General features: G+C 46.6%; 25 protein-coding genes and 2 riboswitches. Of the genes, 7 read left to right on the forward strand and 18 right to left on the reverse strand.

The annotated features are described in order from the left end of the window. Nucleotides 1–24 precede the first annotated feature (24 nt). The 8 genes from CHH53_RS14260 to CHH53_RS14295 form a co-directional block, all read right to left on the reverse strand. The gene (locus CHH53_RS14260) at nt 25–1,011 is read right to left on the reverse strand and encodes a LacI family DNA-binding transcriptional regulator (protein WP_095216805.1); all 987 of its coding nucleotides are present in this window, start codon (nt 1,009–1,011) and stop codon (nt 25–27) included. Nucleotides 1,012–1,061: 50 nt separating this feature from the next. Further along, nucleotides 1,062–1,532 carry a GNAT family N-acetyltransferase gene (locus CHH53_RS14265; RefSeq protein ID WP_233135117.1) on the reverse strand — a complete coding sequence of 157 codons (471 nt, stop codon included), beginning with the start codon at nt 1,530–1,532 and terminating at the stop codon, nt 1,062–1,064. Beyond that, nucleotides 1,529–1,690, reverse strand: coding sequence for a hypothetical protein (locus tag CHH53_RS17420; RefSeq protein ID WP_158221572.1), 162 nt, complete (start codon nt 1,688–1,690; stop codon nt 1,529–1,531). Before CHH53_RS17420 ends, CHH53_RS14265 begins: the two co-directional genes overlap by 4 nt. A gap of 162 nt (nt 1,691–1,852) precedes the next feature. Then, nucleotides 1,853–2,137: a hypothetical protein gene (locus tag CHH53_RS14275; RefSeq protein ID WP_095216807.1), complete on the reverse strand. Its 285-nt coding sequence runs from the start codon at nt 2,135–2,137 to the stop codon at nt 1,853–1,855. Nucleotides 2,138–2,215: 78 nt separating this feature from the next. Continuing rightward, on the reverse strand, nt 2,216–2,794 hold the full coding sequence (locus tag CHH53_RS14280; RefSeq protein ID WP_095216808.1) for a hypothetical protein: 579 nt from the start codon (nt 2,792–2,794) through the stop codon (nt 2,216–2,218). 167 nt (nt 2,795–2,961) lie between these two features. Continuing rightward, entirely contained in the window at nt 2,962–4,272 is a 1,311-nt protein-coding gene (gene celB, locus CHH53_RS14285) for a PTS cellobiose transporter subunit IIC (protein ID WP_095216809.1), read from the reverse strand. 267 nt (nt 4,273–4,539) lie between these two features. Beyond that, a complete protein-coding gene (locus CHH53_RS14290; RefSeq protein WP_095216810.1) occupies nt 4,540–5,301 on the reverse strand; it encodes a GTP pyrophosphokinase in 762 nt (253 codons plus the stop codon). Nucleotides 5,302–5,536: 235 nt separating this feature from the next. Beyond that, nucleotides 5,537–6,451: an AraC family transcriptional regulator gene (locus CHH53_RS14295; protein WP_233135118.1), complete on the reverse strand. Its 915-nt coding sequence runs from the start codon at nt 6,449–6,451 to the stop codon at nt 5,537–5,539. 237 nt (nt 6,452–6,688) lie between these two features. Between CHH53_RS14295 and CHH53_RS14300 the strand changes: the two genes are divergently transcribed. Continuing rightward, complete coding sequence (locus CHH53_RS14300) at nt 6,689–6,988, forward strand: HPr family phosphocarrier protein (protein WP_095216812.1); 300 nt, start codon at nt 6,689–6,691, stop codon at nt 6,986–6,988. Between the two features lie 9 nt (nt 6,989–6,997). Here the strand turns inward: CHH53_RS14300 and CHH53_RS14305 are convergent, their stop codons facing one another. Next, nucleotides 6,998–7,522, reverse strand: a complete 525-nt coding sequence (locus CHH53_RS14305; RefSeq protein ID WP_095216813.1) for a hypothetical protein — start codon at nt 7,520–7,522, stop codon at nt 6,998–7,000. A 95-nt stretch (nt 7,523–7,617) separates the two neighbouring features. On the opposite strand from CHH53_RS14305, the gene pdxR reads away from it, so the two are divergent. Continuing rightward, on the forward strand, nt 7,618–9,081 hold the full coding sequence (pdxR, locus tag CHH53_RS14310; RefSeq protein WP_095216814.1) for a MocR-like pyridoxine biosynthesis transcription factor PdxR: 1,464 nt from the start codon (nt 7,618–7,620) through the stop codon (nt 9,079–9,081). 135 nt (nt 9,082–9,216) lie between these two features. On the opposite strand, the gene CHH53_RS14315 is transcribed toward pdxR, so the two are convergent. From CHH53_RS14315 to pdxS, 3 genes are all read right to left on the reverse strand, one after another. After that, nucleotides 9,217–9,420, reverse strand: a complete 204-nt coding sequence (locus CHH53_RS14315; protein WP_095216815.1) for a zinc ribbon domain-containing protein — start codon at nt 9,418–9,420, stop codon at nt 9,217–9,219. 158 nt (nt 9,421–9,578) lie between these two features. Further along, the gene (pdxT, locus tag CHH53_RS14320; RefSeq protein WP_095216816.1) at nt 9,579–10,163 is read right to left on the reverse strand and encodes a pyridoxal 5'-phosphate synthase glutaminase subunit PdxT; all 585 of its coding nucleotides are present in this window, start codon (nt 10,161–10,163) and stop codon (nt 9,579–9,581) included. A 17-nt stretch (nt 10,164–10,180) separates the two neighbouring features. Then, nucleotides 10,181–11,065, reverse strand: a complete 885-nt coding sequence (gene pdxS / locus CHH53_RS14325; RefSeq protein WP_095216817.1) for a pyridoxal 5'-phosphate synthase lyase subunit PdxS — start codon at nt 11,063–11,065, stop codon at nt 10,181–10,183. 246 nt (nt 11,066–11,311) lie between these two features. On the opposite strand from pdxS, the gene CHH53_RS14330 reads away from it, so the two are divergent. Continuing rightward, nucleotides 11,312–12,229, forward strand: a complete 918-nt coding sequence (locus tag CHH53_RS14330; protein ID WP_095216818.1) for a class I SAM-dependent methyltransferase — start codon at nt 11,312–11,314, stop codon at nt 12,227–12,229. 51 nt (nt 12,230–12,280) lie between these two features. Here the strand turns inward: CHH53_RS14330 and CHH53_RS14335 are convergent, their stop codons facing one another. The 3 genes from CHH53_RS14335 to CHH53_RS14345 form a co-directional block, all read right to left on the reverse strand. Further along, nucleotides 12,281–13,186 carry a DMT family transporter gene (locus CHH53_RS14335; RefSeq protein WP_095216819.1) on the reverse strand — a complete coding sequence of 302 codons (906 nt, stop codon included), beginning with the start codon at nt 13,184–13,186 and terminating at the stop codon, nt 12,281–12,283. A 129-nt stretch (nt 13,187–13,315) separates the two neighbouring features. Beyond that, nucleotides 13,316–14,236 (reverse strand): lipoyl synthase, encoded by a 921-nt coding sequence (gene lipA / locus CHH53_RS14340; RefSeq protein WP_095216820.1) that lies wholly within the window; start codon nt 14,234–14,236, stop codon nt 13,316–13,318. 12 nt (nt 14,237–14,248) lie between these two features. Continuing rightward, nucleotides 14,249–15,010, reverse strand: coding sequence for a lipoate--protein ligase family protein (locus tag CHH53_RS14345; protein WP_095216848.1), 762 nt, complete (start codon nt 15,008–15,010; stop codon nt 14,249–14,251). 199 nt (nt 15,011–15,209) lie between these two features. Between CHH53_RS14345 and CHH53_RS14350 the strand changes: the two genes are divergently transcribed. After that, a complete protein-coding gene (locus CHH53_RS14350) occupies nt 15,210–15,446 on the forward strand; it encodes a DapH/DapD/GlmU-related protein (RefSeq protein WP_233135119.1) in 237 nt (78 codons plus the stop codon). A 29-nt stretch (nt 15,447–15,475) separates the two neighbouring features. Here CHH53_RS14350 and CHH53_RS14355 read toward each other — a convergent pair whose 3' ends face one another. The 3 genes from CHH53_RS14355 to CHH53_RS14365 are packed head-to-tail and all read right to left on the reverse strand — an operon-like array spanning nt 15,476 to nt 18,883. Continuing rightward, nucleotides 15,476–16,582, reverse strand: coding sequence for a 5-methyltetrahydropteroyltriglutamate--homocysteine S-methyltransferase (locus CHH53_RS14355; RefSeq protein WP_095216822.1), 1,107 nt, complete (start codon nt 16,580–16,582; stop codon nt 15,476–15,478). 16 nt (nt 16,583–16,598) lie between these two features. After that, nucleotides 16,599–17,771 carry an aminotransferase class I/II-fold pyridoxal phosphate-dependent enzyme gene (locus CHH53_RS14360; protein WP_095216823.1) on the reverse strand — a complete coding sequence of 391 codons (1,173 nt, stop codon included), beginning with the start codon at nt 17,769–17,771 and terminating at the stop codon, nt 16,599–16,601. After that, nucleotides 17,768–18,883 (reverse strand): methionine biosynthesis PLP-dependent protein, encoded by a 1,116-nt coding sequence (locus tag CHH53_RS14365; RefSeq protein ID WP_095216824.1) that lies wholly within the window; start codon nt 18,881–18,883, stop codon nt 17,768–17,770. Before CHH53_RS14365 ends, CHH53_RS14360 begins: the two co-directional genes overlap by 4 nt. A 78-nt stretch (nt 18,884–18,961) precedes the next feature. After that, a riboswitch (SAM riboswitch) is annotated at nt 18,962–19,065 on the reverse strand. A gap of 199 nt (nt 19,066–19,264) precedes the next feature. Beyond that, nucleotides 19,265–19,368, forward strand: a riboswitch (SAM riboswitch). Nucleotides 19,369–19,476: 108 nt separating this feature from the next. Here CHH53_RS14365 and CHH53_RS14370 point away from each other — a divergent pair. From CHH53_RS14370 to CHH53_RS14380, 3 genes are all read left to right on the forward strand, one after another. Next, on the forward strand, nt 19,477–20,673 hold the full coding sequence (locus CHH53_RS14370; protein ID WP_095216825.1) for a M20 family metallopeptidase: 1,197 nt from the start codon (nt 19,477–19,479) through the stop codon (nt 20,671–20,673). 12 nt (nt 20,674–20,685) lie between these two features. After that, nucleotides 20,686–22,272 (forward strand): ABC transporter substrate-binding protein, encoded by a 1,587-nt coding sequence (locus CHH53_RS14375; protein ID WP_095216826.1) that lies wholly within the window; start codon nt 20,686–20,688, stop codon nt 22,270–22,272. Nucleotides 22,273–22,341: 69 nt separating this feature from the next. Beyond that, a complete protein-coding gene (locus tag CHH53_RS14380) occupies nt 22,342–23,286 on the forward strand; it encodes an ABC transporter permease (RefSeq protein ID WP_095216827.1) in 945 nt (314 codons plus the stop codon). The last annotated feature ends 1 nt before the right edge of the window (nt 23,287 follow it).

A 23,287-nucleotide genomic window follows, 5' to 3' on the forward strand; every position in this document is an offset into this window, starting at 1 on the left:
AACGCTTTCATTTGTCAAATAATTTTATCTTGTTGTAGCCCGGTGGATGAACTTGCCTTCCAGTTTAATTAATTCCGGCTCTTGTATTCGGTCTTTCAGCGTAACCAAATCAATCGCTTTCTCTACCATTTCATTAATAGGCTGAGCCCACGTAGATAACGAGTAATTGGGCCAAGAGGACATTTTGATGTCGTCAAACCCAATGACCATCGTTTTTTCAGGTATTTCTACCTTACATTCCTTCAAAGCATCCAAAGCTCCCAAGGCCGTAATATCATTTGCACCAAATATCACTTCCGGGATATGGCCTTTTTGAATCATGTTCCTAGTCAGATGGAAAGACTTTTCGTAAGTGTAATCACCTTCCTGGATTGTGATATCAGTGTCCTTGTCACGAAAGAAATCAATAAATCCATTTTGCCTGTCACGGCTGGTCGATGTATTCACTTTTCCTGTGATAAAAACTGCATCCCGGACTCCCTGGCCATATACGTAAGAACCTATCCTTTTTGCTGCATTGACATTATCGCAAACAACTGAATGGCACATCAGTTCCTTATCATGGCGATTAAACAAAATAACAGGTATGTTATTTGCAGTAAGCCTGGTGACAACGTTCGAGGATAAGAGTGCATCTGTCACAATGATTGCTTCTACATTGTATTCCAGGAAGTGATTGATTTCTTCTTGTTGAATCTCCTCATTTTCCGTATAAACAAATAATACCGAATATCCTTTTTCCTTCAGTTTTCGAGTGAATAACCCCAATACTTCATGGTAAAAGGGATTTTGGATGTCCTTCATCGCCAGACCGATCATGTTCGTTTTTTTAGTGATCAAGCCGCGAGCCAAAGCATTTGGCTGGTACTTTAACTCTTCGGCAGCCTTCATTACTTTTTTCCTTGTTTTTTCCGATACACTTGCACCTGGTGTAAAAACCCTGGATACCGTCGATTGTGATACATTTGCCAGTTTTGCAACTTCGATTGCCGATACTATTCTTCTTTCCATATCCATGCCCCATATCTATGCGTGTTTAATTCGTTTCTAAAGTAATATCATTAGATGTTACATTTCAAGACCATTCGGATAAATGGATAAACATCACCATTGGTAATCTGGTCAAATTGCTCCATCTGTTGGAACCCGACTCTTTCATAGACAGTGATCGCCCGCTGATTGAAAGCTGCTACTCTAAGGGAAATCGTCTCGGGCTGATGCATTTGTTGCACGGTTTCCACCAAAAAAGAAACAAAGGACTGTCCCAATCCTTGACCTGTCAAATCAGGCCGAATCCCAAATCCTATTTCTGCTTCTGCTTTTTCATACGTCACTGACAGGAAACCCACAAGCTTTTCCTTCTGTTTAACAGCAAAAACCTTTCCTTCCCTTGCTGCCGGATTGAGGAATTCAGCCATATCTTCTTCATCCTGATCCATATCATAAAAGCTGTATGCCCCATCATATTTCCAAGTTTCCGCAATCGTTTCAGCCTGGCTTTGCGTCATTGGTACGATTTGATACACGGTCATTCATGCTCCTTCCTCGCCGCCTGCCATTCATCCATGATCTTTTGTTCACGTATTCGATTGTATCTCCGGAACACAAGATAGATACCGACCGTCACACCTATCACTATCAGCAGAATGAGTGCGGTGATGGCAACGGTGTAAAAGGATAACGCAGTCATAAGTTGTTTCTCCTTCTTCATGTAATTACTTCCATTATAGATAGAAACCACATGGCAGACCAAGCACAACTTTCATAATTTTCTTCAACCTCTTGTTCATTCCGGGAATGAAATGAATAAATATATACTTATTGGAAAAACCCGGCCACCGCCGGGTTTCGATCATTCTTTCACTTTTTCTTCCGCTTGCTTAATCTCTTCTTCCGTCGGGGTGATTGTGTTTGCCACCCATTCTTCCCGATAGGCATGATCCAATGCACTCAAACCCTTTTCCGCATCATCTGTTTTGGCATCGGGGCTAGGGAGCTTGTCCTCCCTCTCTTTATCCTGCAGATTCGATCCTGTCACCTTCTGATCGTCATCCTTCTTCCGTTTCAAATAAGAAAAGGTGCCTGCTGCTGCTATTGCGACTGTCCCTCCTGCGATCCATCCGATATTTTTCTTCATCTTGTCACTTCCCCTCCACTCATTTGTGTTCAATGCCGTTTTCATCCTATATTCCTTGTTTGCGCTTTCTTCAAACCATCAAGCTTCCTGCTTCAATTCAAACTCGACAAGGTTCTCCCCTAGGACACTGAGCGTGATATGATTATCACTCATATTGATATAGCCATATTTCGAGCTCGATGTATCCGTGATGCTCTGGCGGAGATTACCCGGCACCTTACGCTCGCCATTCTTGTAGCAAGTATAGATATGATCAATCGTCACATCTGGTATATGCAGGACGTTCTTCAGATAGTAGACTGCCACTGTGTTGAACTTGATATTGGAGTTCACTTCATATCGTTCCAGGAAGTCGCGGAATGGTTCCACACCGCTCTTGCCCAGGAGATCCAGATCTTTCACCATGCTATAGGAGTCCTTGTTCCGGCGAATCGGACGTTTTTTGATGGATTGAACCCGATTGGAGTCGGCAACCGAAATATGCTGTACATTTTCTGTCTCCGGTTCTTCCGCAGCTGCCGTTTCAAAGGCATGCTCCCCAAGATAGCTTTTCACCATGATATCGAAAACCTTGCCCTGCAGATTCTCCGGGAACTTCTGTATCACTGTCGATATACGTTCCATTTCCACCACTAGTTCTTCGTAAGATGTCGTCATGATTCCCCTCCCATAGCCTTTTTCTATTTGTTTCTCTATTATTCGCACTATTTCCTGCATGAATTTCAATTTTTCTATATTGAAAGATTTATATAGTCATCATTCCACCATCCTTATCTTTTCACACCTTCTTAACATAGTGCTTTTCTATGTATGAAGAAGAGCAATCATTGCTCTTCTCCTCCCGATTCTTCAGCTGCTTTTTGTTTATCCCATAGCCGGAAAAATGGATAGTAAACCAGAAACGATAAGACAAGGATGATGATTTGTAATATCGCACCCGAAATGCTGCCGGTAATCATATATCCCTGCAAAATCGGCGGCATAGTCCAGGGTGGCACGATCCCGATCGGCTTTGCAACAAAGCCCCAGTCCATGGCCAAATACGTAATCAATACCGAAATAAGCGGTGTCACGATGAAGGGAACGATCAAAAGCGGGTTCATGACGATTGGCATACCGAACAATACTGGTTCATTGATATTGAAAATACCTGGCCCGATACTCAATCTACCAAGCTGCTTCATCTGCTGGCTTTTCGCAAATAATAGCATTGCCAGCACCAGCCCGAGCGTCGTACCGGAACCTCCGATAAAGACGATATCATTGATTTCATTCGTGACGATATGCTGTACAGGTTCGCCAAGCTCAAAGGATTTGGCATTCTCGGCTGTCAACGTCAGCCAAATCGGACCTGTCACTGCCCCGACAATGGTCGCACCATGCAAACCAGTACTCCAAAGCAATGTGATCAATAAGAAAATGATCATTGTACCAGCAAGACTCGTGCCGATCGATGTGAGCGGTTTTTGCAGCAGTACAGTGATGACATTATGAATGCTTCCAAAAGAACCGACATTCTCGACTAACAGCCTGATGCCCCAGATTACGATGATGGCAAAAAAACCTGGTATCAGAGCAGTAAAGGAGCGGGCAACCGCTGGCGGGACCCCATCCGGCAGCTTGATGACGATATTGCGCTGTACAATGAAACGATATATTTCTGTACATATCAAGGCAATCAACATTCCGACGAACAAACCTTTGCTGGTGAACATCGCCGTCTGATAAGCCGTCTCTGTAATATCCAATCCTTCCGGCGTCTTCCCTATTACGTATGTTACATACGGCGTCCCGACAAAATAAGCCGATAAAGATACAGCTCCTGCCGCAAGCGGATCAACCTTATATGACTCCGCCAGCCGATAACCGATCCCAAAGACCGCAGTCAAGGTCATCAATTCAAACGTCCCCCGATACGGATAAAGCAAGCTCTCCTTTAGCTGGGGACGATCGGCTAAGAAGTCCATATATGACTGAATGGGGAAATTGGCAAGTATCAAAAAGAACGAGCCGATGATGATAAGCGGCATCGATAATATCAGTCCATCACGAAGTGCATTCAAATGGCGCTGCTGTGCAACTTTTGCAGCTATGGGCATAACTTTCCCTTCCAAGAACTGGTTCACCTTACTCATCGCTGTACCCCCTTAACGGATTTACAGCAGTTTATGTAAACGCTTTCAATTTTGTTTTTGTATTTTTGCCCAAATATCGCGATACACTTTTGGGAGTATAGCATGCTGCTGTGCATTAATTGAGGCATCATCCATATAAAGATTCATTTTATCCTTTACTAGGTATATCCGTTATTTAAATGGCAATAGGTAACTATAATCCCCCCTAAAAAAACAAGAACCGTCCATCACCTTGCCTGAACGGTTCTATCCATTATCATGCTGAATCTATTCAAGTTTTTTCGGCTCTTTGACCAACTGCTGGATGATTCCCTGCATAAACTTGTCCCGGGTCGCCGTCATGCTGCTTACATCAAATACCTCATCCAGTTCATTTAATTGTTTATTTTTCAGCTCTTTTACTTCACTATGGATTTTTTCCATCTTCTCGTCCAGTGCAGCTGCTGAATCTGCAGCTTCTTTCAGTTCAGTTGCCAGCCGGTTTGGGATTTCCTTGTCATATTTGTAGTAAATCTTATGCTCCAAACTGGCCCAGAAATCCATCGCTATTGTCCTGATTTGGATTTCCACACATACTTTTTCTTCCCTGTCGGATAAGAATACCGGTACCTTAACGATCAGATGCAGGCTCTGATAGCCGTTCGGTTTTGGATTCTGTATATAATCTTTCCGTTCTATCAGCTCGATATCCTTCTGATTCTGGATCATTTCGCTTAATGCATAGATATCCGATTTAAAAGAACAAATGATCCTGATACCGGCAATATCTTTGATATTTTCCTTTATGGAACCCAATGAAAATTCAATATTTTTCTTATAGATTTTCTTCAGGATACTTTCTGGTGATTTTAACCGGGAGCTGCAATGCTCTATCGGATTATAATCATGAATATAGGAGAATTCATCTTTCAGAATGTTGATTTTTGTATTCACTTCATCCAGGGCGAACTTATAAACGGCTGTGAATCTTGTCAGTTCCGTCCTCAATTGTTTAAGCTGCGTCAGATTCTCTTGTGTCAGTGGCTGCATCATCTGATTTCCTTTCCGATCGGCGATAGTGACTTCATACTGTCCTGTACTTAGTTTACCAATTTTTCATCATAAATGCTGGTACAAAGGAAAGAACGTCACCTTCTATATACACCATGAGCCCTAACCGGTGATAGTACGAATTGCAAGAGACTGCAGTATGATCACCAAGCGCAGCTCGCAAACAAAAAAACGAGAAAGGCCCCATCCTTTCTCGTTCATTCATCCGAATCCATCAGTCCTCAGTCACGCCGCTCCATTCCTCTTTTAAACGATTGATGTCCCTGCGCGGAGGCAAACCGAACAGCCTGGCATACTCCCTGCTGAATTGGGACACACTTTCATATCCCACATGAAGCGCCGCTTCCATTATATCTGCATCCTCATACAGCAATAGATGGCGAGCCTCCTGCAGCCTTATTTGCTTTTGAAATTGAATCGGGCTCATCGCGGTGACTTCCCTGAAATGCCGATGTAGCGTCGAAACACTCATCCCTGCAATGTCAGCAAGCTCCTCGATACGGAAGGATTGATTAAATTCCCTTCTTATGTAATGGATTACATCCCGGATACGCTGTGCATAGCTCCCCTGGATAGCCATCTGTGCCAGGGCACTGCCATGTTTTCCTTGCAGTACACGATAAAGGATCTCCTTTTTGATCAAAGGGGCGAGCACTGGGATATCCTCCGGTGATGCAAGCAGATCTGTCAGCCGAACTGCAACATCCAATATCGGATGCTCGACTTCACTCACATACATCCCTCGCTTCGGGTCCTCATCTGTAGTGAACTGCAAAGTGCCTTCTTCCATCACCTCTAATATTTCAGCTGGTGTAAATTCCATTTTCATAGCCAAATAGGGGGCAGAATCAGATGCTTCCAAAATCTGACCGGAAACTGGTAAATCCACCGAAGCCACCAAATAATGATTTGGTCCATAGAGTAGACGCTCCTGCCCTAAAAGGAGTTCTTTCTCTCCTTGCACGATGATACAGACAGACGGTTTGTAGACACTGTGTACAGGTCCGTAAGCACTTGAATGCCGAATGAAAAATAAGGAAGGGATGCTTGTTTCACAGATTCCCTCTTTCGGGGCAAAGCGCTTGATCACCTCGGCAAGTGTCGATTGCTTATCTGGAGCTGCTTTCACTATAAAACCTCCTCCTTCTCCATGTCATCTTAAATAGTATAAATCATTTCCTCCCGCGTGGCAGGATCAGGCAAATTTATGATACGAATAAGATAACGCTCTCCTATCGAATCATCGCATAATGAAAGACATACCAATCTTGGAAAGGATGTCATCTAATGAATTCGGAGCTACAGCATCATATTTCCAGCTGCATCATTCTGCCAGATCAATCTCCTTGGATTGGAGCCGATAAGGATGCTTGAAAAAAACTTCCGTATGACAGTTGAAACAGGGTTTGCACGTTATGCGGCCGCATTGGTCCATATTGCGGGAAGGTTCTCATCTGCCATTATCATGATGCACCAAGGAAAATCTGTAGATGTAAAGCATGTCCCGGATTGCATCCTGCAGATTATGAATCTTGGCATCAGTATACACAGTTCCTTTACGATCAGAGCAGATGGGATAGATGAGATACAGGCCATGGAAGCAATTACGGATCATTTGGAGGGTGTAAAGACAATCAATAGGATTTTTGACTTGAAATATAGATGATGATTTGTATCAGCGCTGTATCACAACATACTGGCGATCACACCAGCGGAATTTGCGAGCCAGATCTGCGATGGGATTTTCCCGGCTGATCGGAAAAGAAGCTCCTCCAGATTGATAGCTGCCAGCTCCCAGAAGAATCAACGTATCACATGCTTCCAGGCGGGCAGCATTTTCTTCCCCATCCCAGCATGTGTACATCTCTATCTTATCTCCATCATCCAGCTGCTCATCCACAAATCGAAATAATGCTTCATAGGCTGCCCCATCATCCTCACATTCCAGCTCATAAAGGAATGCATTGGCAATATGAGGTATGTAGCATTCCTTCCGGCGCTCAATGACAATGCTCGAATGATCTTTTTTAGTTTGACAGATACGCCAGTATTTTTCCCCCTTGATTTCATGCATTTGTTTAAAGTAAGCATTTTCAAGCATATAATCGTCTATATCCTCAGCTCGCATCCATATCGAGTTGCTTCCATGCTCTCCTTGCTTCAGTCTCTTGCCGGCTGCCAGATAATGTTTCTGTGTCATTTGTTCACCTGCTTCTTCGTTCATCTTACACATAGTATACAAGAAGATGCTATACTGGCATCATAATATAACAATGTATAACAAATAGGAGCAAGCTGATGATCACAATTAATAAAAACGAAGCAATTCCGCTTTCCAAGCAAATATATATGTCATTCGTGGATAAAATCCGCTCCGGTTTATTGATAGGCGGAACAAAACTCCCAACAGTAAGGCAGCTGTCCAAAGATCTCGAAGTTAGCCTCGTCACGGTCATGAAGGCTTACAAACAGCTAGAAGAAGATGGTTTTTTGGAAATGAGCAAAGGCAAAGGAACTTATGTCAAAGCCCAGCAGCAGCCGGAAAGCCTTCCTGCAGGATCCGATTTGGATTGGCAGCTGAGCATTCCTGATTACCTGCACCGTTCCCAATATGCGCGTTTTCAGGATTCGGATGCGAGTTACCATTTCTCTTCCTCCATGATCGATCCGGCTTTGTTCCCGAATCAATACATGGATCAGCTGATTGCACAAGTATTCATGCAGAATCCGCGCATACTGTCGCAATACGGCGGCATTCAGGGTGACCTGGCATTACGTGAGAAAATGGTACAAAATCTGCAAAAATCAAAAATCAACACTGCACCGGAAAACCTGCTGATCACTAGCGGTTCCCAGCAAGGTATCGACCTTGTTGCTCGTACATTCATCGGTCCTGGTGATGTCGTGATCATGGAAGCACCGACATATCCTGGTGCTATCGATGTTTTCCGCAGCCGTGGCGCCACCATCCTTACTGTTCCGATTGATCAAGATGGCATGCAAGTGGATATGCTGCATGGCTTATGCGAGAAACATAAACCAAAATTGATTTATACAACACCTACTTTCCATAATCCAACGGGAACCATCATGCCGCTGCAGCGTCGAAAAGTATTGCTTGATATCGCTGAAAGCCATCATTGCCTGATCATGGAAGATGATCCATTCAGCGATATCTACTTTGACCGAAAGCCGCCGCTGCCGATCAAGAGCATGGATAAGACAGGGCATGTCATCTACTTGAAAGGGTTGAGCAAGACGATTGCGCCTGGCTGCCGTATCGGCCTGATAGCAGCTTCCGGTTCGATCTTCAAGCGGCTTTATGCAGCAAAAGCGAATATGGATCTCGGCAGCCCATTGCTGCCGCAAAAGGTGATTCTGCCGCTCCTCGATTCCACCAAGATGGAACAGCACACCAAGCGGCTTCGGGCTGCCTTGAAGAGCCGCCGTGATACGGTGCTGAAAGTCCTGGCAGAGCATGCCCCCGACGGTGTGACATGGCTGAATCCCAAGGGTGGCTTGAATGTCTGGATACAGCTGCCTGCTTGGCTGGACAGCAACGCCCTGCTATATGAAGCAAACAAGCGTCATGTCTCTTTCCTCACTGGCTCTGCTTGTTTTGCCATTGAAAATGAACATAGCACATTCCGGCTGAGCTACTCCTATGCCAATGAAAAACGATTGCAAGAAGGTGTTCAGATCCTTTGTGATATCATGCAGGCGATGCAGCCATCCAGCTCTTCTTCGCCTACCTTCTGACTCGGGATCCAGTTTGTAATCAGATCGGAAACAATGGAGGCTTTAGCATGCGGAAATCCTGCTAAAGCCTTCTGACTTCATTTCACTTCCATCATCTCAGTAAACGCAAAAAAGCCATCCTCTTGGGATAGCTTTTTAACCAAAAAATAAATCCAGCAAATTACTGCCTTTAGATGATTCCTTATTATATAATTCCGAATACCCGCATTGTGTACAAGAAATGACCAGGAATTGATTATGCTGCACATCGAATAACTTCGACAGGCCAGTGCCCGTCATTGCCACTTCTTTTTGTGAAACATCTGTACCTCCGCATTTTATACAGCCACTCTGTTGCATAAACGACGCTCCCTTTTTCTTTTTCTATCATTCATACGAAGACAGCATCTTGCAGGTTTCATTTTTAATCTATCCAGAGCTCGGTATCAAGCTGAGCTGATATTTTATAAAATGGGACAGACAAAGAAGGAAGCTGCCCCAGGGACAGCTTCCTTCTTTCATAGCCTAGCTTTCGCAGCTTCCCCGACCATATCGCGGAAATAAGCAATCAATCTGGTATCATCGGTAAGTTCCGGGTGGAAGGCTGTTGCCAGATAATGTCCATCTCTTGCCGCGACGATACGCCCTGCATCTTCACTCAGCACCTCGACATCAGGTCCGGCTTCCAGAATATAAGGCGCCCGAATGAAAACTGCAGGAAAATCATCTGCCACTCCCTTTATTTCAAGGCCCGTCTCAAAGCTATCAACCTGGCGCCCGAACGCGTTCCGCTCCACAGTCACATCCATCAGGCCCAGATGGCTCGTTTCCTGATTATTGATACGTTTTGCCAACAAAATCATTCCGGCACAAGTGCCGAAAATCGGTTTTCCGGATGCACCGAAAGCCCGTAATGGCTCCAGGAAATGATACCGATCAATCAGTCTTCTCATTGCAGTACTCTCACCGCCAGGCAAAATCAATCCATCCAAGTCAGCCAGCTGTTCCACACGTTTGACCAAGACAGCTTTTGCGCCGACCGCCTCCACTGTTCGTGCATGCTCAGCCACCGCACCTTGAAGGGCCAATACACCGATTTTCATCGAGCAAATCCCCTTTCTTACCAGCCGCGCTCCTGCATTCTGTTTTCCGGAGAGAGGCTTGTGATGTCGATTCCCTTCATCGGCGTGCCAAGTCCTTTGGAAAGCTCTGCAATCAGTTTGTAATCCTGGTAATGCGTCGTTGCTTCCACGATGGCTTTGGCAAATTTCGCTGGATTATCAGATTTAAAGATACCAGAGCCGACAAAGACACCATCCGCTCCAAGCTGCATCATCAGCGCAGCATCTGCTGGCGTTGCCACACCCCCTGCTGCAAAATTCACGACTGGAAGCTTGCCTGCTTCACGGATCTGAAGCAGGACTTCATATGGTGCGCCCAGCTCTTTGGCAAATGTCATCACTTCATCCAAATCCATGGAAAGAAGCTTTCGTACTTGAGACTGCACCTTACGCATGTGACGAACCGCTTCGACGATATTACCGGTTCCAGGCTCTCCTTTTGTACGGAGCATGGAAGCACCTTCCCCGATGCGGCGGGCAGCTTCACCTAAATCACGGCTTCCGCACACGAAAGGTACTGTGAATTCCCGCTTGTTCAAATGATACTCTTCATCTGCCGGTGTCAGTACTTCACTTTCATCGATATAATCGACACCCATGGATTCCAGCACGCGTGCTTCGACAATATGTCCGATTCGAGCTTTCGCCATCACCGGAATGGAAACAGCATTCAATACCTCTTCTACGATTGTCGGATCCGCCATCCGTGCAACTCCCCCGGCAGCCCGGATATCAGAAGGTACACACTCAAGTGCCATAACCGCTACTGCACCGGCTTCCTCCGCGATCTTCGCCTGCTCTGCGTTCACGACATCCATGATGACGCCGCCCTTCTGCATTTCCGCCATACCCCGTTTAACTAAATCGGTACCTGTTTTCGCCATATTGACTCCTCCTGCTTTTATTATCTGAAAAGTTCGATGAGGATATTGTACATATGGATAGGGTATAACACGCAAGGATTCAGTATAACAATCTGCCCTGCGATCCAGTTAAGGCAACACAACTAAAAACCGATAAATATTTGACAAAAAAATCTATTTATGCTATAATTTACAATTATTTATTTATTGTATAAAATAGGGTTCCCTGGCCAGGGAACCCTATTTTTGTTTAAGGAGTGTGTCTTGTTGAATAAGAAGGAATCCAGTTTAACTTCGCTAATATCTGCTTTTAGTCGGGCATATCACAGTCAGCACGATACACCGAAGATCTTCGATGATTACATTGCCAAAGAGTTAATTCTTCCCGAGGAAATCGAGGCCATCAAGGCAAATATGCTAAAAGGCGTTCATTTCTTTAACGAACATATCGCAGCTAAACTCAATAATGATACAGCAGAAATTCTCAAATGGATAATACAGATCCAGCTTTCGCCGACTCCGTTAGCGCGTGCTGCGTACTGTGAACAAGTACTTCATAATGAAATTGCCTTAGGAGCAATACAATATGTCATACTAGGTGCCGGGCTGGATACATTCAGCTTCCGTCATCCAGAATTACAAAAAAGCCTGCATATTTTCGAGGTCGACCTTCCTGAAGCACAAACGTTCAAAAGAAAAAGGTTAGCTGAAGCCAACTTTGAGATTCCTTCCAACCTCCATTTTGTTTCGATGGATTTGTCGAAAAAATTTTCCTTCCATCATCTGATAAAGGCCGGATTTAATACTGGTAAAAAAACTTTCTTCAGTCTGCTGGGGGTATCTTATTACTTGGCGAAGGAGGAATTTTTTTACTTAATCGATCATCTATTTAGCTATGTTCCGCCTGGTAGTTCCATTGTCTTCGATTATGCCGATGAAAAACTCTTCGAAGAAAAAGGAATTTCGACCAGAGTCGAAAACATGGTGAAGATGGCTGCCGCCAGCGGGGAAACGATGAAGGGCTGCTTTTCCTATGAAGAAATGGAGAGTATGTTGGAACGATCAGGCTTGTTGATATATGAACATTTATCACCATCCAGAATAAATGAGCTCTATTTTGCGGACCGGAAAGACTACTTATCTGCTTTTGAGACAATCCATTATATTCATGCTGTAAAAAAATAAATTTATCCTTTATGAAGGAACATACCCAGGTATGTTCCTTCCGTTATTTCCTCATTCAATCTGTCCCTTCTTCTCTGCTTCCAATACACGATACTCACTGCTTTGCCGGATTAAAAACAGGAGAACTCCCATCAATGCAATCACACCCCCGACTATCTGCAGAGGAGCTATTTTCTCCCCTAGCAGCCAGACTGCGAGAAGGGTCGCACCGACCGGCTCTCCCAATACACTCATCGAAATCGTGGTCGTATTGACATGGTTCAGGAGCATATTGAATATGACGTGCGCCAGCGTCGGAAAGACAGCCAGCAGGAGAAAGATCTTCCATTCGTCAAATCCGTATCCGCTGATTGGCACCCCGGCTGCGAGATTATAAATGTTCAGCCATACACCCGCTGACAGGAAGACACAGAAGCTGTATACCCAATGAGACACTTTCCTGACATTGTTTTGTCCAATCAGCAGATAGCCGACAACCGCGATGACACATAAGAAGGATAATAGGTCCCCGATGAGGGCAGAGGGATCATCCAATCCAAGGTCTCCCCACCCCACCATGACAACTCCGATGATGGAAATGCCGATGGTGATGATGACGGCTCTGGAAGCCCTCTCTTTATAAAGCAGGAATCCGCCGATCATGGCGACGATCGGCTGGAGCGAAAGGATGATGGTCGAGCTCGCTACAGTCGTCAGCTTAAGGGAACTGAACCATAGCGCGAAATGCGCTGCTAAACAAGCTCCTGATAATACAAAGGCAAGGGCTTCCCGCCTGCCGATTTTTTTGAACTCCTTTCTTTTCATCCATACAATCGGCGCCAGCAACAAACAAGCCAGATACATCCGGTTCATACTGAGGATCGTTGCAGGAGCATCGGACCATTTGACGAAGATGGCTGCAAAGGATATGGCAATGATGGATATAAGCAGTAGAATGGCAGTTTGATTTTGTTTCAACAAGGCTCCTCCTCAGTACTATTGAAATTGTATAACGATTAATTTTAGATCCTTGACTGTGAAGTTGTCTTGATAAAATTTCAGCTTTGATAAAAGAGGTCATGCCTGATCAGCATGACCCCTTCCCGCTTATGAGCAGCCGCCGAACTGGCGCTGTCTCGCTTCTGGATTCACTTGTTCGTCCGCATGATAGGAGGAGCGGACCATCGGGCCTGATTCGCAGTGCCGGAAACCTTTTTGCAGGGCGATTTCCTTCAGCTCGGCGAATTCGTCCGGATGATAATACTTTTGTACTTTCAAGTGCTTGAAGGACGGCTGCAGGTATTGTCCGATCGTCATGATATCGACCTGGTGTTCCAGCAAATCATCCATGGCCTGCAGGATTTCTTCCTTCGTTTCCCCTAGTCCCAGCATGATGCTGGATTTCGTAGGCGTGTCCGGAGAAATGGTTTTGACACGTTTCAATAATTCGAGTGAACGGTCATAGGTTGCACGGTGGCGGACCGTTGGAGTCAGGCGTCTGACGGTTTCGATATTATGATTGAAAATATCCGGCTTGGCATCCATCAGTGTCTTGATGCTTTCATATGTACCTTTCATATCCGAAGGCAGCACCTCAACCGTCGTATTTGGCATCCGGCGGTGAATCGCACGGACTGTTTCAGCAAAAACAGCAGATCCGCCATCCTCCAGATCATCCCGGGCCACCGCTGTCACAACGGCATGGCGCAGTCCCATTTTCGCAACGGAATCGGCGACTCGTTCCGGCTCTGCCCAATCAAGCTCTGTCGGTTTGCCTGAAGTCACAGCACAGAAACGGCAGCCCCTTGTACAAATGGAGCCAAGTATCATGAAAGTCGCTGTTTTCCGTACTGACCAGCATTCATAGATATTAGGGCATTTTGCTTCTTCGCATACGGTATGGAGATTCATTTCCCGCATCATTTTCTTCAAATCCATGTAATCCTCATTCGTATTGAAGTCGATCTTCAGCCACTCCGGTTTGCGGAGCATTCCTTCCCGTCGTTGTGCCATCGTTTTCTTTACCATTTTCGTTCCTCCCTAACGAGCATATAAGAATTCATCATCCCGATATTTCTCCTTGGCCAGCTGTTCGATTGCTTCCAGCTGTTCTTCATCCAGTTCAAGTCTTTCAAATGTCACATCAAGTCCTTTTTGGAAACCATCATAAAAGGCAGCCCGTATATCCTCCATCGTTGTCTGCGCAGGAATGAATTCCTGCAGACTGGTCGCTTTGTTTGCGAAGCTTTGGTAAGCACGTTCTTTTACACGATCACTTGGATAGAGGAATAATTCCAGCAGATCCTCGCGATTCAGCCAGACCGGAATCGAACCATGCTGGAGTATGATACCTTTTTGCCTGGTTTGGGCACTGCCAGCTGCTTTCTTTCCATCCACATTGATTTCATACCAAGAAGCTTCCTCAAAGCAATTGGCAGTACCCTTCGGCTTCGAGTCAGCAGGTATGGCGAATTCCGCTTGGATGCCCAGATTCTCAAAACCTAGCAGCAGCCCCTCGGATAATACCTTATACGCCTCTTTGATCGTTGACGGTATCCCAGGATGATCCTCTTTTACAATGATGCTGTAAGTCAGTTCCTGATGATGGAGCACTGCCTGGCCGCCAGTTGGCCTGCGCACCAGCTCGAAGCCTCGCTTTTCGATTTCATCCAGATTGAAACGTTTCTTTGTCTTTTGGAAATAGCCGACGGAAAAGCCGCCAGGATTCCAGCCATAAAAACGTAATACAGGGGCGATCCGTCCCTCACGGTGCCATTGCATCAGCATTTCATCCGCCGCCATATTAAAGGCTGGGGTATGATCACCGTCGTCCCAGAAAACCCAATTCCTCAAGCTGTCACCTTCTCTTTTGAAAGTTCAAATAATCTTAACAATTTTATTCTAGACCTCTTCTTACGACGTACGCAACCGCTTTCTAAAAAACCGACTATCATACTAGGATATATTACTCTTTTTCCCAATGGGTTATCATTTCGACCTAATGTCGGGATTTATACCGCTGGTCATTCCATCCAGCCAACAGGGAGGGCAAAAAGGAATTTCCATTCCTGTCACGATAGGGAATGATGTCTGGATAAGCGGAAGCTGTACGATACTTGCCTGTGTCACAATCGGTGAGAACTCCATCGTGGCAGCAGGGTCTGTCGTAACGAAAGATGTGCCGGCGAATACGATTGTGGCTGGCAATCCGGCAAAACATATAAAGGATATAGAATAAAAAAAGCCGTCAAAAATGACGGCTTTTTCTCATTGGTTCGGCCAAACAGTCTTCGCTACATCAACGATGAAGCGCAGTTTTTCCCATTGCTCTTCTTCTGTCAATTTGTTGCCGTGATGCGTGGAAGCAAAACCGCATTGGGGACTGAGACAGATTTGATCAAGCGGGATATATTTCGTCGCTTCTTTAATCCGGTTGATCACTGCTTCCTTATCCTCCAATTCCCCGAACTTGGAAGTCACCACGCCCAATACGACTCTTGGACCATCTTTTGGAATATACTTCAGTGGTTCGAATGTTCCGGATCGTTCGTCATCGTATTCCAGGAAGAAACCATCCACCTTCTCTTTTGCCAATAAGTCCTGGGCAATCAAATCATAGCTGCCTCCGAACATATACGTGGAGCGGTAATTTCCGCGACAGAGATGCGTTGTCACGGTAAGATCCTCCGGCTTTCCTTCCAACACACCATTGATGACACGGCGTGCCAGATCGATCAAGAATTCACGGGAGTGCTCCCCATCGAATTTCGTATCAGGAGAAGATAATGTGGCAATATACACATCATCGAGCTGCAAATAGCGTACACCTGCGTCATAGAATGCCTGGATGGCATCTCTGTATGCCTGGATGACATCAGCTGCGAAGTCCTCGATATCCGGATAAATCGAATGATCTCGAATATCTGTATGGAAGAGCTGATTCGGACTTGGAATCGTCTGTTTGGCTACTGCCCTGCCAGCGACGATATCTTGGAATACTTTATAATCCTCAAGGAATGGATGATCTGGATTGAACGATACTTTGCCTGTATTTTTTATGTTATAGCGTTCTGTTTCCTCGCCCTTGAACAGATAACCTGTCTCCGGGACATACCCCGTGATTCCATTAAGGTGTTCGAGAAAATCAGTGTGCCAGAATCTTCTCCGGAATTCCCCGTCCGTCACCAGTTCCAGTCCGACTTCAATCTGTTTGTCGACAATTCTTTTGATTTCCGATGTCTCGATTTCCCGCAGCTCTTGTTTGGTGATTTGTCCATTGTTGAATTGCTGTCTTGCTTTGTGCAGTACATCGGGACGAAGCAAGCTCCCTACGTGATCTGCTCTGAATGGTGCCGTTTTTGTCTTGATTGTCATGTTCATCTCTCCCATTTTAATTTTTCACTATCTCTGTTGATCGCCCAGCAGCCTCCAAAGCCTGGTGCAGATCCCCGATAAGATCTTCTGCATGCTCCAAACCGACAGATAAACGCAAGAGGCCATCTGTGATGCCGCGTTTTCTCCGCTCATCCTCCGGCATGGCCGCATGCGACATCGCAGCAGGATACGAGAGGATGGATTCCACCGCGCCAAGACTGACGGCGAAAACCGGAATGCGAAGCTGTTCAACGAATACCTTCGCATGCTCCCTGCTCGGCAGGATGAAAGATAATACCGCTCCGTTCCCGCTGGCTTGCCCGGTATGTATATCGCGGCCTTTATGGGTTGGCAAACCCGGGTAGAAGACATCTTCCACAAGCGGATGCTCCAGCAAGTAGGATGCTATCCTTCCCGCTGTCTCCGTCGACTGACGCAGCCTTGCTCCCAGCGTCTTGATGCCTTGGAGCAGCAAATAGCTATCCTGGGCACCAAGGATGGCCCCGAATGTATTCTGGATGAAGGCAAGCCGCTCTCCCAGATCGTTGTCCCTGGTGATCAGGAGCCCGGCGATGATATCGCTATGCCCGGAAAGGAACTTGGTCGCACTATGGATGGCTACATCCACACCGAGTGAAAGCGGCTGCTGATACAATGGCGTCAAAAACGTATTATCCAAAAAAGTCAAGCACCCATTCTGCTTGGCCAACCGTACAACCGCACGGATATCCGTCACCTTCAAACGAGGATTGGAGGGTGATTCCAGATAAATGACCTTCGTGTTTGGCTGGATGGCCGCTTCAACCGCATCCAGATCGGTTAGATCCACAAAGGAATGGCTGATCTGGAACTTAGGAAGGATCTCTGTCACAAAACGGTACGTACCGCCATACACATCTTCGGTCACTACCACATGATCGCCCGCAGACAGCAGCATGAATGCAGAAGATATCGCTGCCATGCCCGATGAAAAAGCGAAAGCACATGTCCCTCCCTCAAGTTCTGCCGCCTTTTGCTCGAGCGCTTCCCGTGTCGGATTGCCGGAACGGCTATAGTCGAACGGACCGAAAGCATCGAAGCCTTCCTGATGGTAAGTGGAGGAAAGATAAATCGGCACGTTCACCGCACCTGTCCGCTGTTCCTTATGCCGGCCTTGGATACACGCCGTTTCCAAATGCTGTTCGCTCATAAGATGACCTCCTGATCCACTCTTTGGAATGCTTGCTGCAAATCTCCGATCAAATCATCCGCTTCTTCGATCCCGACCGAGAAACGGAGCAGCCGATCGCATATTCCCCTGGCTTCCCTTTCTTCAAGAGGGATATCGGCATGGGTCTGTGTCGTTGGATATGTAATGAAACTCTCCACTCCGCCAAGGCTTTCTGCAAATGTAATGGTCTTCAGGCTGCGCAGGAACGGATCGACCCATTTACTGTCCTTGACCCGGAAAGAAAGCATGCCGCCCTTGCCTGCGTATAGGACATCCTCCACCTTTGGCTGCTCTTTCAAATATGCCGCGATGCGCTTGGCATTGGTTTGATGCTGCCGCATTCGGAGCGGCAGCGTCTTCAAGCCACGGATGAGAAGCCAGGAATCGAGCGGGGATAACACGGCACCGATGCCGTTATGGAGTACAGACAGGCGCTCTGACAGCTCTACGCCCTTACTCACGACCAGTCCAGCCAGTACATCATTATGTCCGCCGATATATTTCGTCGCACTATGGATGACGATATCTGCCCCATGTGTAATTGGCTGCTGGAGATAAGGCGTCAGGAATGTATTGTCGACAATCAGCAACAGACCGTGTGCTTTCGCCAGTTGCGCATATGCATCCATATCGATTTCCTGCATCAGTGGATTTGTAGGTGTCTCCAGGAAGATCGCTTTTGTCTCATCCGTAATCATCGCTGCTGTTTCTCCCACTGTCCGAAATGGAGCGTAAATCGGCGTCACTCCGTATGATTCCGAATAGAAATCGAACAGTCGATAGGTGCCGCCATAAATATCCTCCGGCACGAGCAGGGAGTCTCCGGATCGGAAAAGTGATAATACGAGTTGGATCGCTGCCATGCCCGAGCTGCAGGCAAAAGCCCGGTCACCTTTTTCAAGCTTTGCGAATCCTTCCTCCAGAACAGCCCGAGTCGGGTTCTTCGTCCGGGTATAATCATAACCAGTCGATTCCCCGATTCCGCCATGTGCATAAGCAGTGGAAAGATAAACCGGCGGATTGACAGCACCTGTCACTTCATCACTTCGGTTTCCTATCTGTACAAATGTTGTCTCTAAGCTACTTCCCATATCGATTCTCACCCTTCTATATAAAAAAAAGAACCTTCTCCCCAAAAAGGAAGAAGGTCCAGTCATAACCGAATCAGCTTCTTATCTTTAAGGCGGATACCTTTTGGAATTAGCACCGTGTCTGGACAGACTGGTTGCTGAGACATCATAGGGCCAATTCCCTCCGTCTCTCTTGATAAGAAAAATCACTATTCATTTTTTATATTATAGCCATGTTAACATACAGGAAAATCCAGTCAAGATATTTTTGATAATTTTCCATCAAATACAATTATTTCTGTTGATTTTTTTAGGCAAAGCCGTTTTTGATGGCAGTCAAAGTAAAAAAATAGGATTGACACCCAGTACTTTTCGGTCTATCCTTTTCCTTACAACTGATATTTCTTATCCAGATTGGTGGAGGGAATGGCCCTAAGAAACCAAAGCAACAGGCTGCAAGCCGCAGTACTGTGCTAATTCCAGGTGTTTGACACTGAAGATAAGAAGAGCGGAAGCTTGAAAAATGGCCCTCTTCTTGTGGAAGGGGCCTTTTTTTAAGACAAAATCCGATTAATTTCATTGGAGATATCAAGATTATTACAGGAGGCTATAGGATGGAGACCACAAAGCAGACCCTTGCGGAGGTACATAAGGAATTGGAACAGGATTTCGCAGAAGTCGTCGAATGGAGACGATATCTGCATCAGCATCCTGAATTGAGTTTTCAAGAGACAGAAACAGCCCGTTTCATCGCTGATAAGCTGCACAGCTTCGGATATGAGGATATCCAGACAAATATCGGCGGCTACGGCATTGTCGCAGCGCTGTCAGGGAAAGAGACTGGGCCGACGATTGCCCTCAGGGCTGATTTCGATGCCCTGCCGATAGAGGACGAGAAAGAAACAGCCTATCGCTCCCAGATACCTGGTGTGATGCATGCTTGCGGGCATGACGGTCATACGGCTGCACTGCTCGGGACTGCCAAAGCATTGATCAAGCATAAGGACAGCCTGAAAGGCAAAGTCGTCTTCCTGTTCCAGCCTGCTGAGGAAGTACCGCCCGGCGGTGCCAAGGCGATGATTGAAGATGGAGCACTCGACGGCGTCGATTATGTCTACGGCGCACATCTTAACTCTGCTGCCCCTGTCGGGAAAATCGGTGTCGGCGAAGGATTCAAAATGGCCGCAGTGGATAAATTTTCGATCACCATCCAAGGAAAAGGGGGGCATGGCGCCGCTCCTCAGGAAGCTGTCGATCCAATCGTCATCGGCAGTGATATCGTAAGCGCCTTGCAGAAGATTGTCAGCCGCAGAGTCAGCCCGCTGGAATCCGCGGTTGTGACACTGGGTGTCTTCCAGTCCGGCAATGCGTTCAATGTCATTCCGGATACAGCCAAATTGGAAGGCACGGTCCGGACATTCAATGCCGACATCCGCAAGCAGGTCAGACAGCAGATAGAAGCAATCGTTTCGGGGATCACGAGCGGATTCGGCGCAACCTATTCCATCGATTACCTGCACGGCTATCCTGCGCTTTATAATCATCCTGAGGAGACTGCTCTTTTGCAGAGGCTGTTCTCCGAGCAATTCGGCGAAGAACAGGTAATAGAGCTTGAAACCGGGATGGGAGCGGAAGATTTCGCTTATTACCTGCAGGAAAAACCCGGCAGCTTTTTTAAAGTTGGCTCCCGCAACGAGGATACAGGCACACACTATCCGCATCATCATCCGAAATTCGACATCGATGAGCGCGCATTGCTCATCACCGAAAAAGCGTTCACGAAAATCGTATTCTCGTTATTGGGAAGCTAAGGAGGAAATGTCTTGAAGAAGAGATTTGCACTTATATCATTAGGCTTGGCGGCTACCATCGCACTGTTCGGATGCTCCGGCAATTCCAGCAGCAGTTCCGGCGCAAGCGGCGGAGAACCCGTGGAAGGCGGCGACTTGAACGTTGCCATGACAGCGGATCCCGACACACTGGACTGGATGTATTCCGGTGAAAGCGCTGCGAGAAAAATAGGCTGGCATATCTATGAAGGCCTGTTCGCCCTCGATAAGGATTACCAGGCTCGTCCTTTACTAGCCGACGACTATACCGTCAGCGATGACAAGAAAACATACACGATCACCCTGCGTGATGGACTGAAATTCCACAACGGCCAGGACGTGACTGCTGAGGATGCCAAAGCATCGATCGAACGCTGGCTCAAGGTCTCTTCCGTCGGTAAGATCACAGCAACACATGTGGATGCTGTCGAAGCAACAGATGACTTGACATTGGTCATCACGCTGAAAGACCCGTATGCCGCTTTGCTCACCGATCTGGCTGCTCCGAAAGCATCTGCTGTCATCATTCCTGCCGACATAGCAGAAGCCGCTGGTGAACAGCCGCTGACAAATGAACAGCTGATCGGTACAGGTCCCTTCAAATTCGATTCCTGGAAGCGCGGAAATGAAATCGTCCTTTCCAAATTCAAAGATTATCAATCTCGTAAAGAGGAAGACTGGGGCGGTTTGACAGGTAAGAAGACAGCTTATCTGGATACGATTCATTTCAAGATCGTCAAAGACCCTCAAGTCATGCTCAATGGATTGAAGACAGATTTATATGATTATGTACAGTCCATTCCGCTTGATTTGTATGATGTAGTCGATACGACACCGAACGTCGAACCTGCCATCTCAAGCAATGGCTATTCCGTCATCACACCGGATAAATCCGAAGCGCCATTTGATGATATCAAAGTCCGCGAAGCACTTCATGCCGCGCTTGATAAAGAAGCCATCGCCAAGGCAACTTATAGCAACAGTGAATTCTACAATCTGGATGGTGCCTTGTTCACTCCGGATCAAACAGCTCTTTACTCAGATCAAAACATCGATGACTTCGAGGCCTATGATCCGGATGAGGCGAAAAAGCTGCTGGAGGACAGCTCTTATGATGGGCAGCCAGTGAAAATCATCTTCTCCAATGACCATGCAGAGTATAAGAAAATCGCGGAGATTGCCGAGCAGCAGCTGGAAGCGGTCGGTTTCAATGTCGAGCTCGAGTCCTATGAATGGGCAACTTACTTGGAAAAATGGAGCGATGGTGCTAACTGGGATATGGTAGTGGTTGGCTGGTCTCCGTTCTTCTCGCCAAACCAAGCCGGAATGGTGAGCCAGGATTCCAACAGCAGCGGCTGGTATAACAGCGAACGCTGGCAGGAGCTTGTCGCACAATGGGGCGAGGCAGAAGATGAAGCAGCCCAAAAAGAAATCCTTGCTGAATTGAACAAGACAATCTATGATGAGCTTCCATTCGAAAAAGTAAGCAACCTTTCCACTTTGGATGCACGTACTTCCAAGCTGCAGGATTATGAAGATTGGTATGGTCCGCGCTTTTGGAATACATGGAAATCCCAGTAATGCCCCGAGAAAATCGCCTGCGTTACCGCTGGCGATTTTCTTCCATTTCCAAATAAAGGAGTGACGCTTGTGCTTAACTATACAATCCGCAGGCTGCTGTCTGTCATACCTGTCATGCTCGTGGTCAGTATCATCGTATTCCTGCTCGTTCACCTGACACCTGGCAATCCGGCTTTCATCATCCTTGGTGAAGATGCCTCACCTGAAGCCGTCGCGCAGCTGGAAGAACAGCTTGGCCTGAATGAGCCACTGTACATACAATTTTTCGACTGGCTCAAACAAGTCATCACTGGCGACCTTGGAACAAGTGTGTATTCCTCCCAGCCGGTCACGGAACTGATTTTTGCCAATTTTGGCCCCACTTTCAGTTTGATGGCCTTGTCCCTGCTCTTTATCTTGGTCATCTCCATTCCGATTGCGATCCTGATTGTATCTTTACACAAGACGATCCTGGATCCATTATTCACAAACGCATCCCTGCTCGGTGTGTCGGTTCCGGAATTCTGGCTCGCCATCTTGCTTGTGCTGGCGTTTGGGGTGACGTTCCCGATATTCCCGGTCGCCGGTTATATCCCACTTTCTGAAGGTTTCGGAGCCTGGCTTTATCATTTGCTTCTGCCTGCTTTTGTGCTTGCGCTTGTAGAAATCGGCATCATCGCAAGAATGCTCCGGGACAGCATGCTGGATTCCGTGAACCAGGATTATACAAAGACGGCACGGGCAAAAGGCGTCCGTGAACGCGATGTATTGATGAAACATGTTTTCGCCAATGCACTCATCCCGACAACGACTGTCCTTGGTGCCACTGTTGCGGGACTGCTCGGCGGAACGGTCATCATCGAAACGCTGTTCACCATCCCAGGAATCGGACAGCTGCTGATCGATTCGATTCACCGACGGGATTATCCAGTGATTCAAGGTGTCGTGCTATTCATTGCTGCTATCTATGTGTTAGTCAACCTTGTCGTCGATCTCTTGTATGCATTCCTGGATCCAAGGATCCGCTATGACTGAA

The organism is Terribacillus sp. 7520-G (assembly GCF_002271665.1).
Classification (GTDB): Bacteria; Bacillota; Bacilli; order Bacillales; family Amphibacillaceae; genus Terribacillus.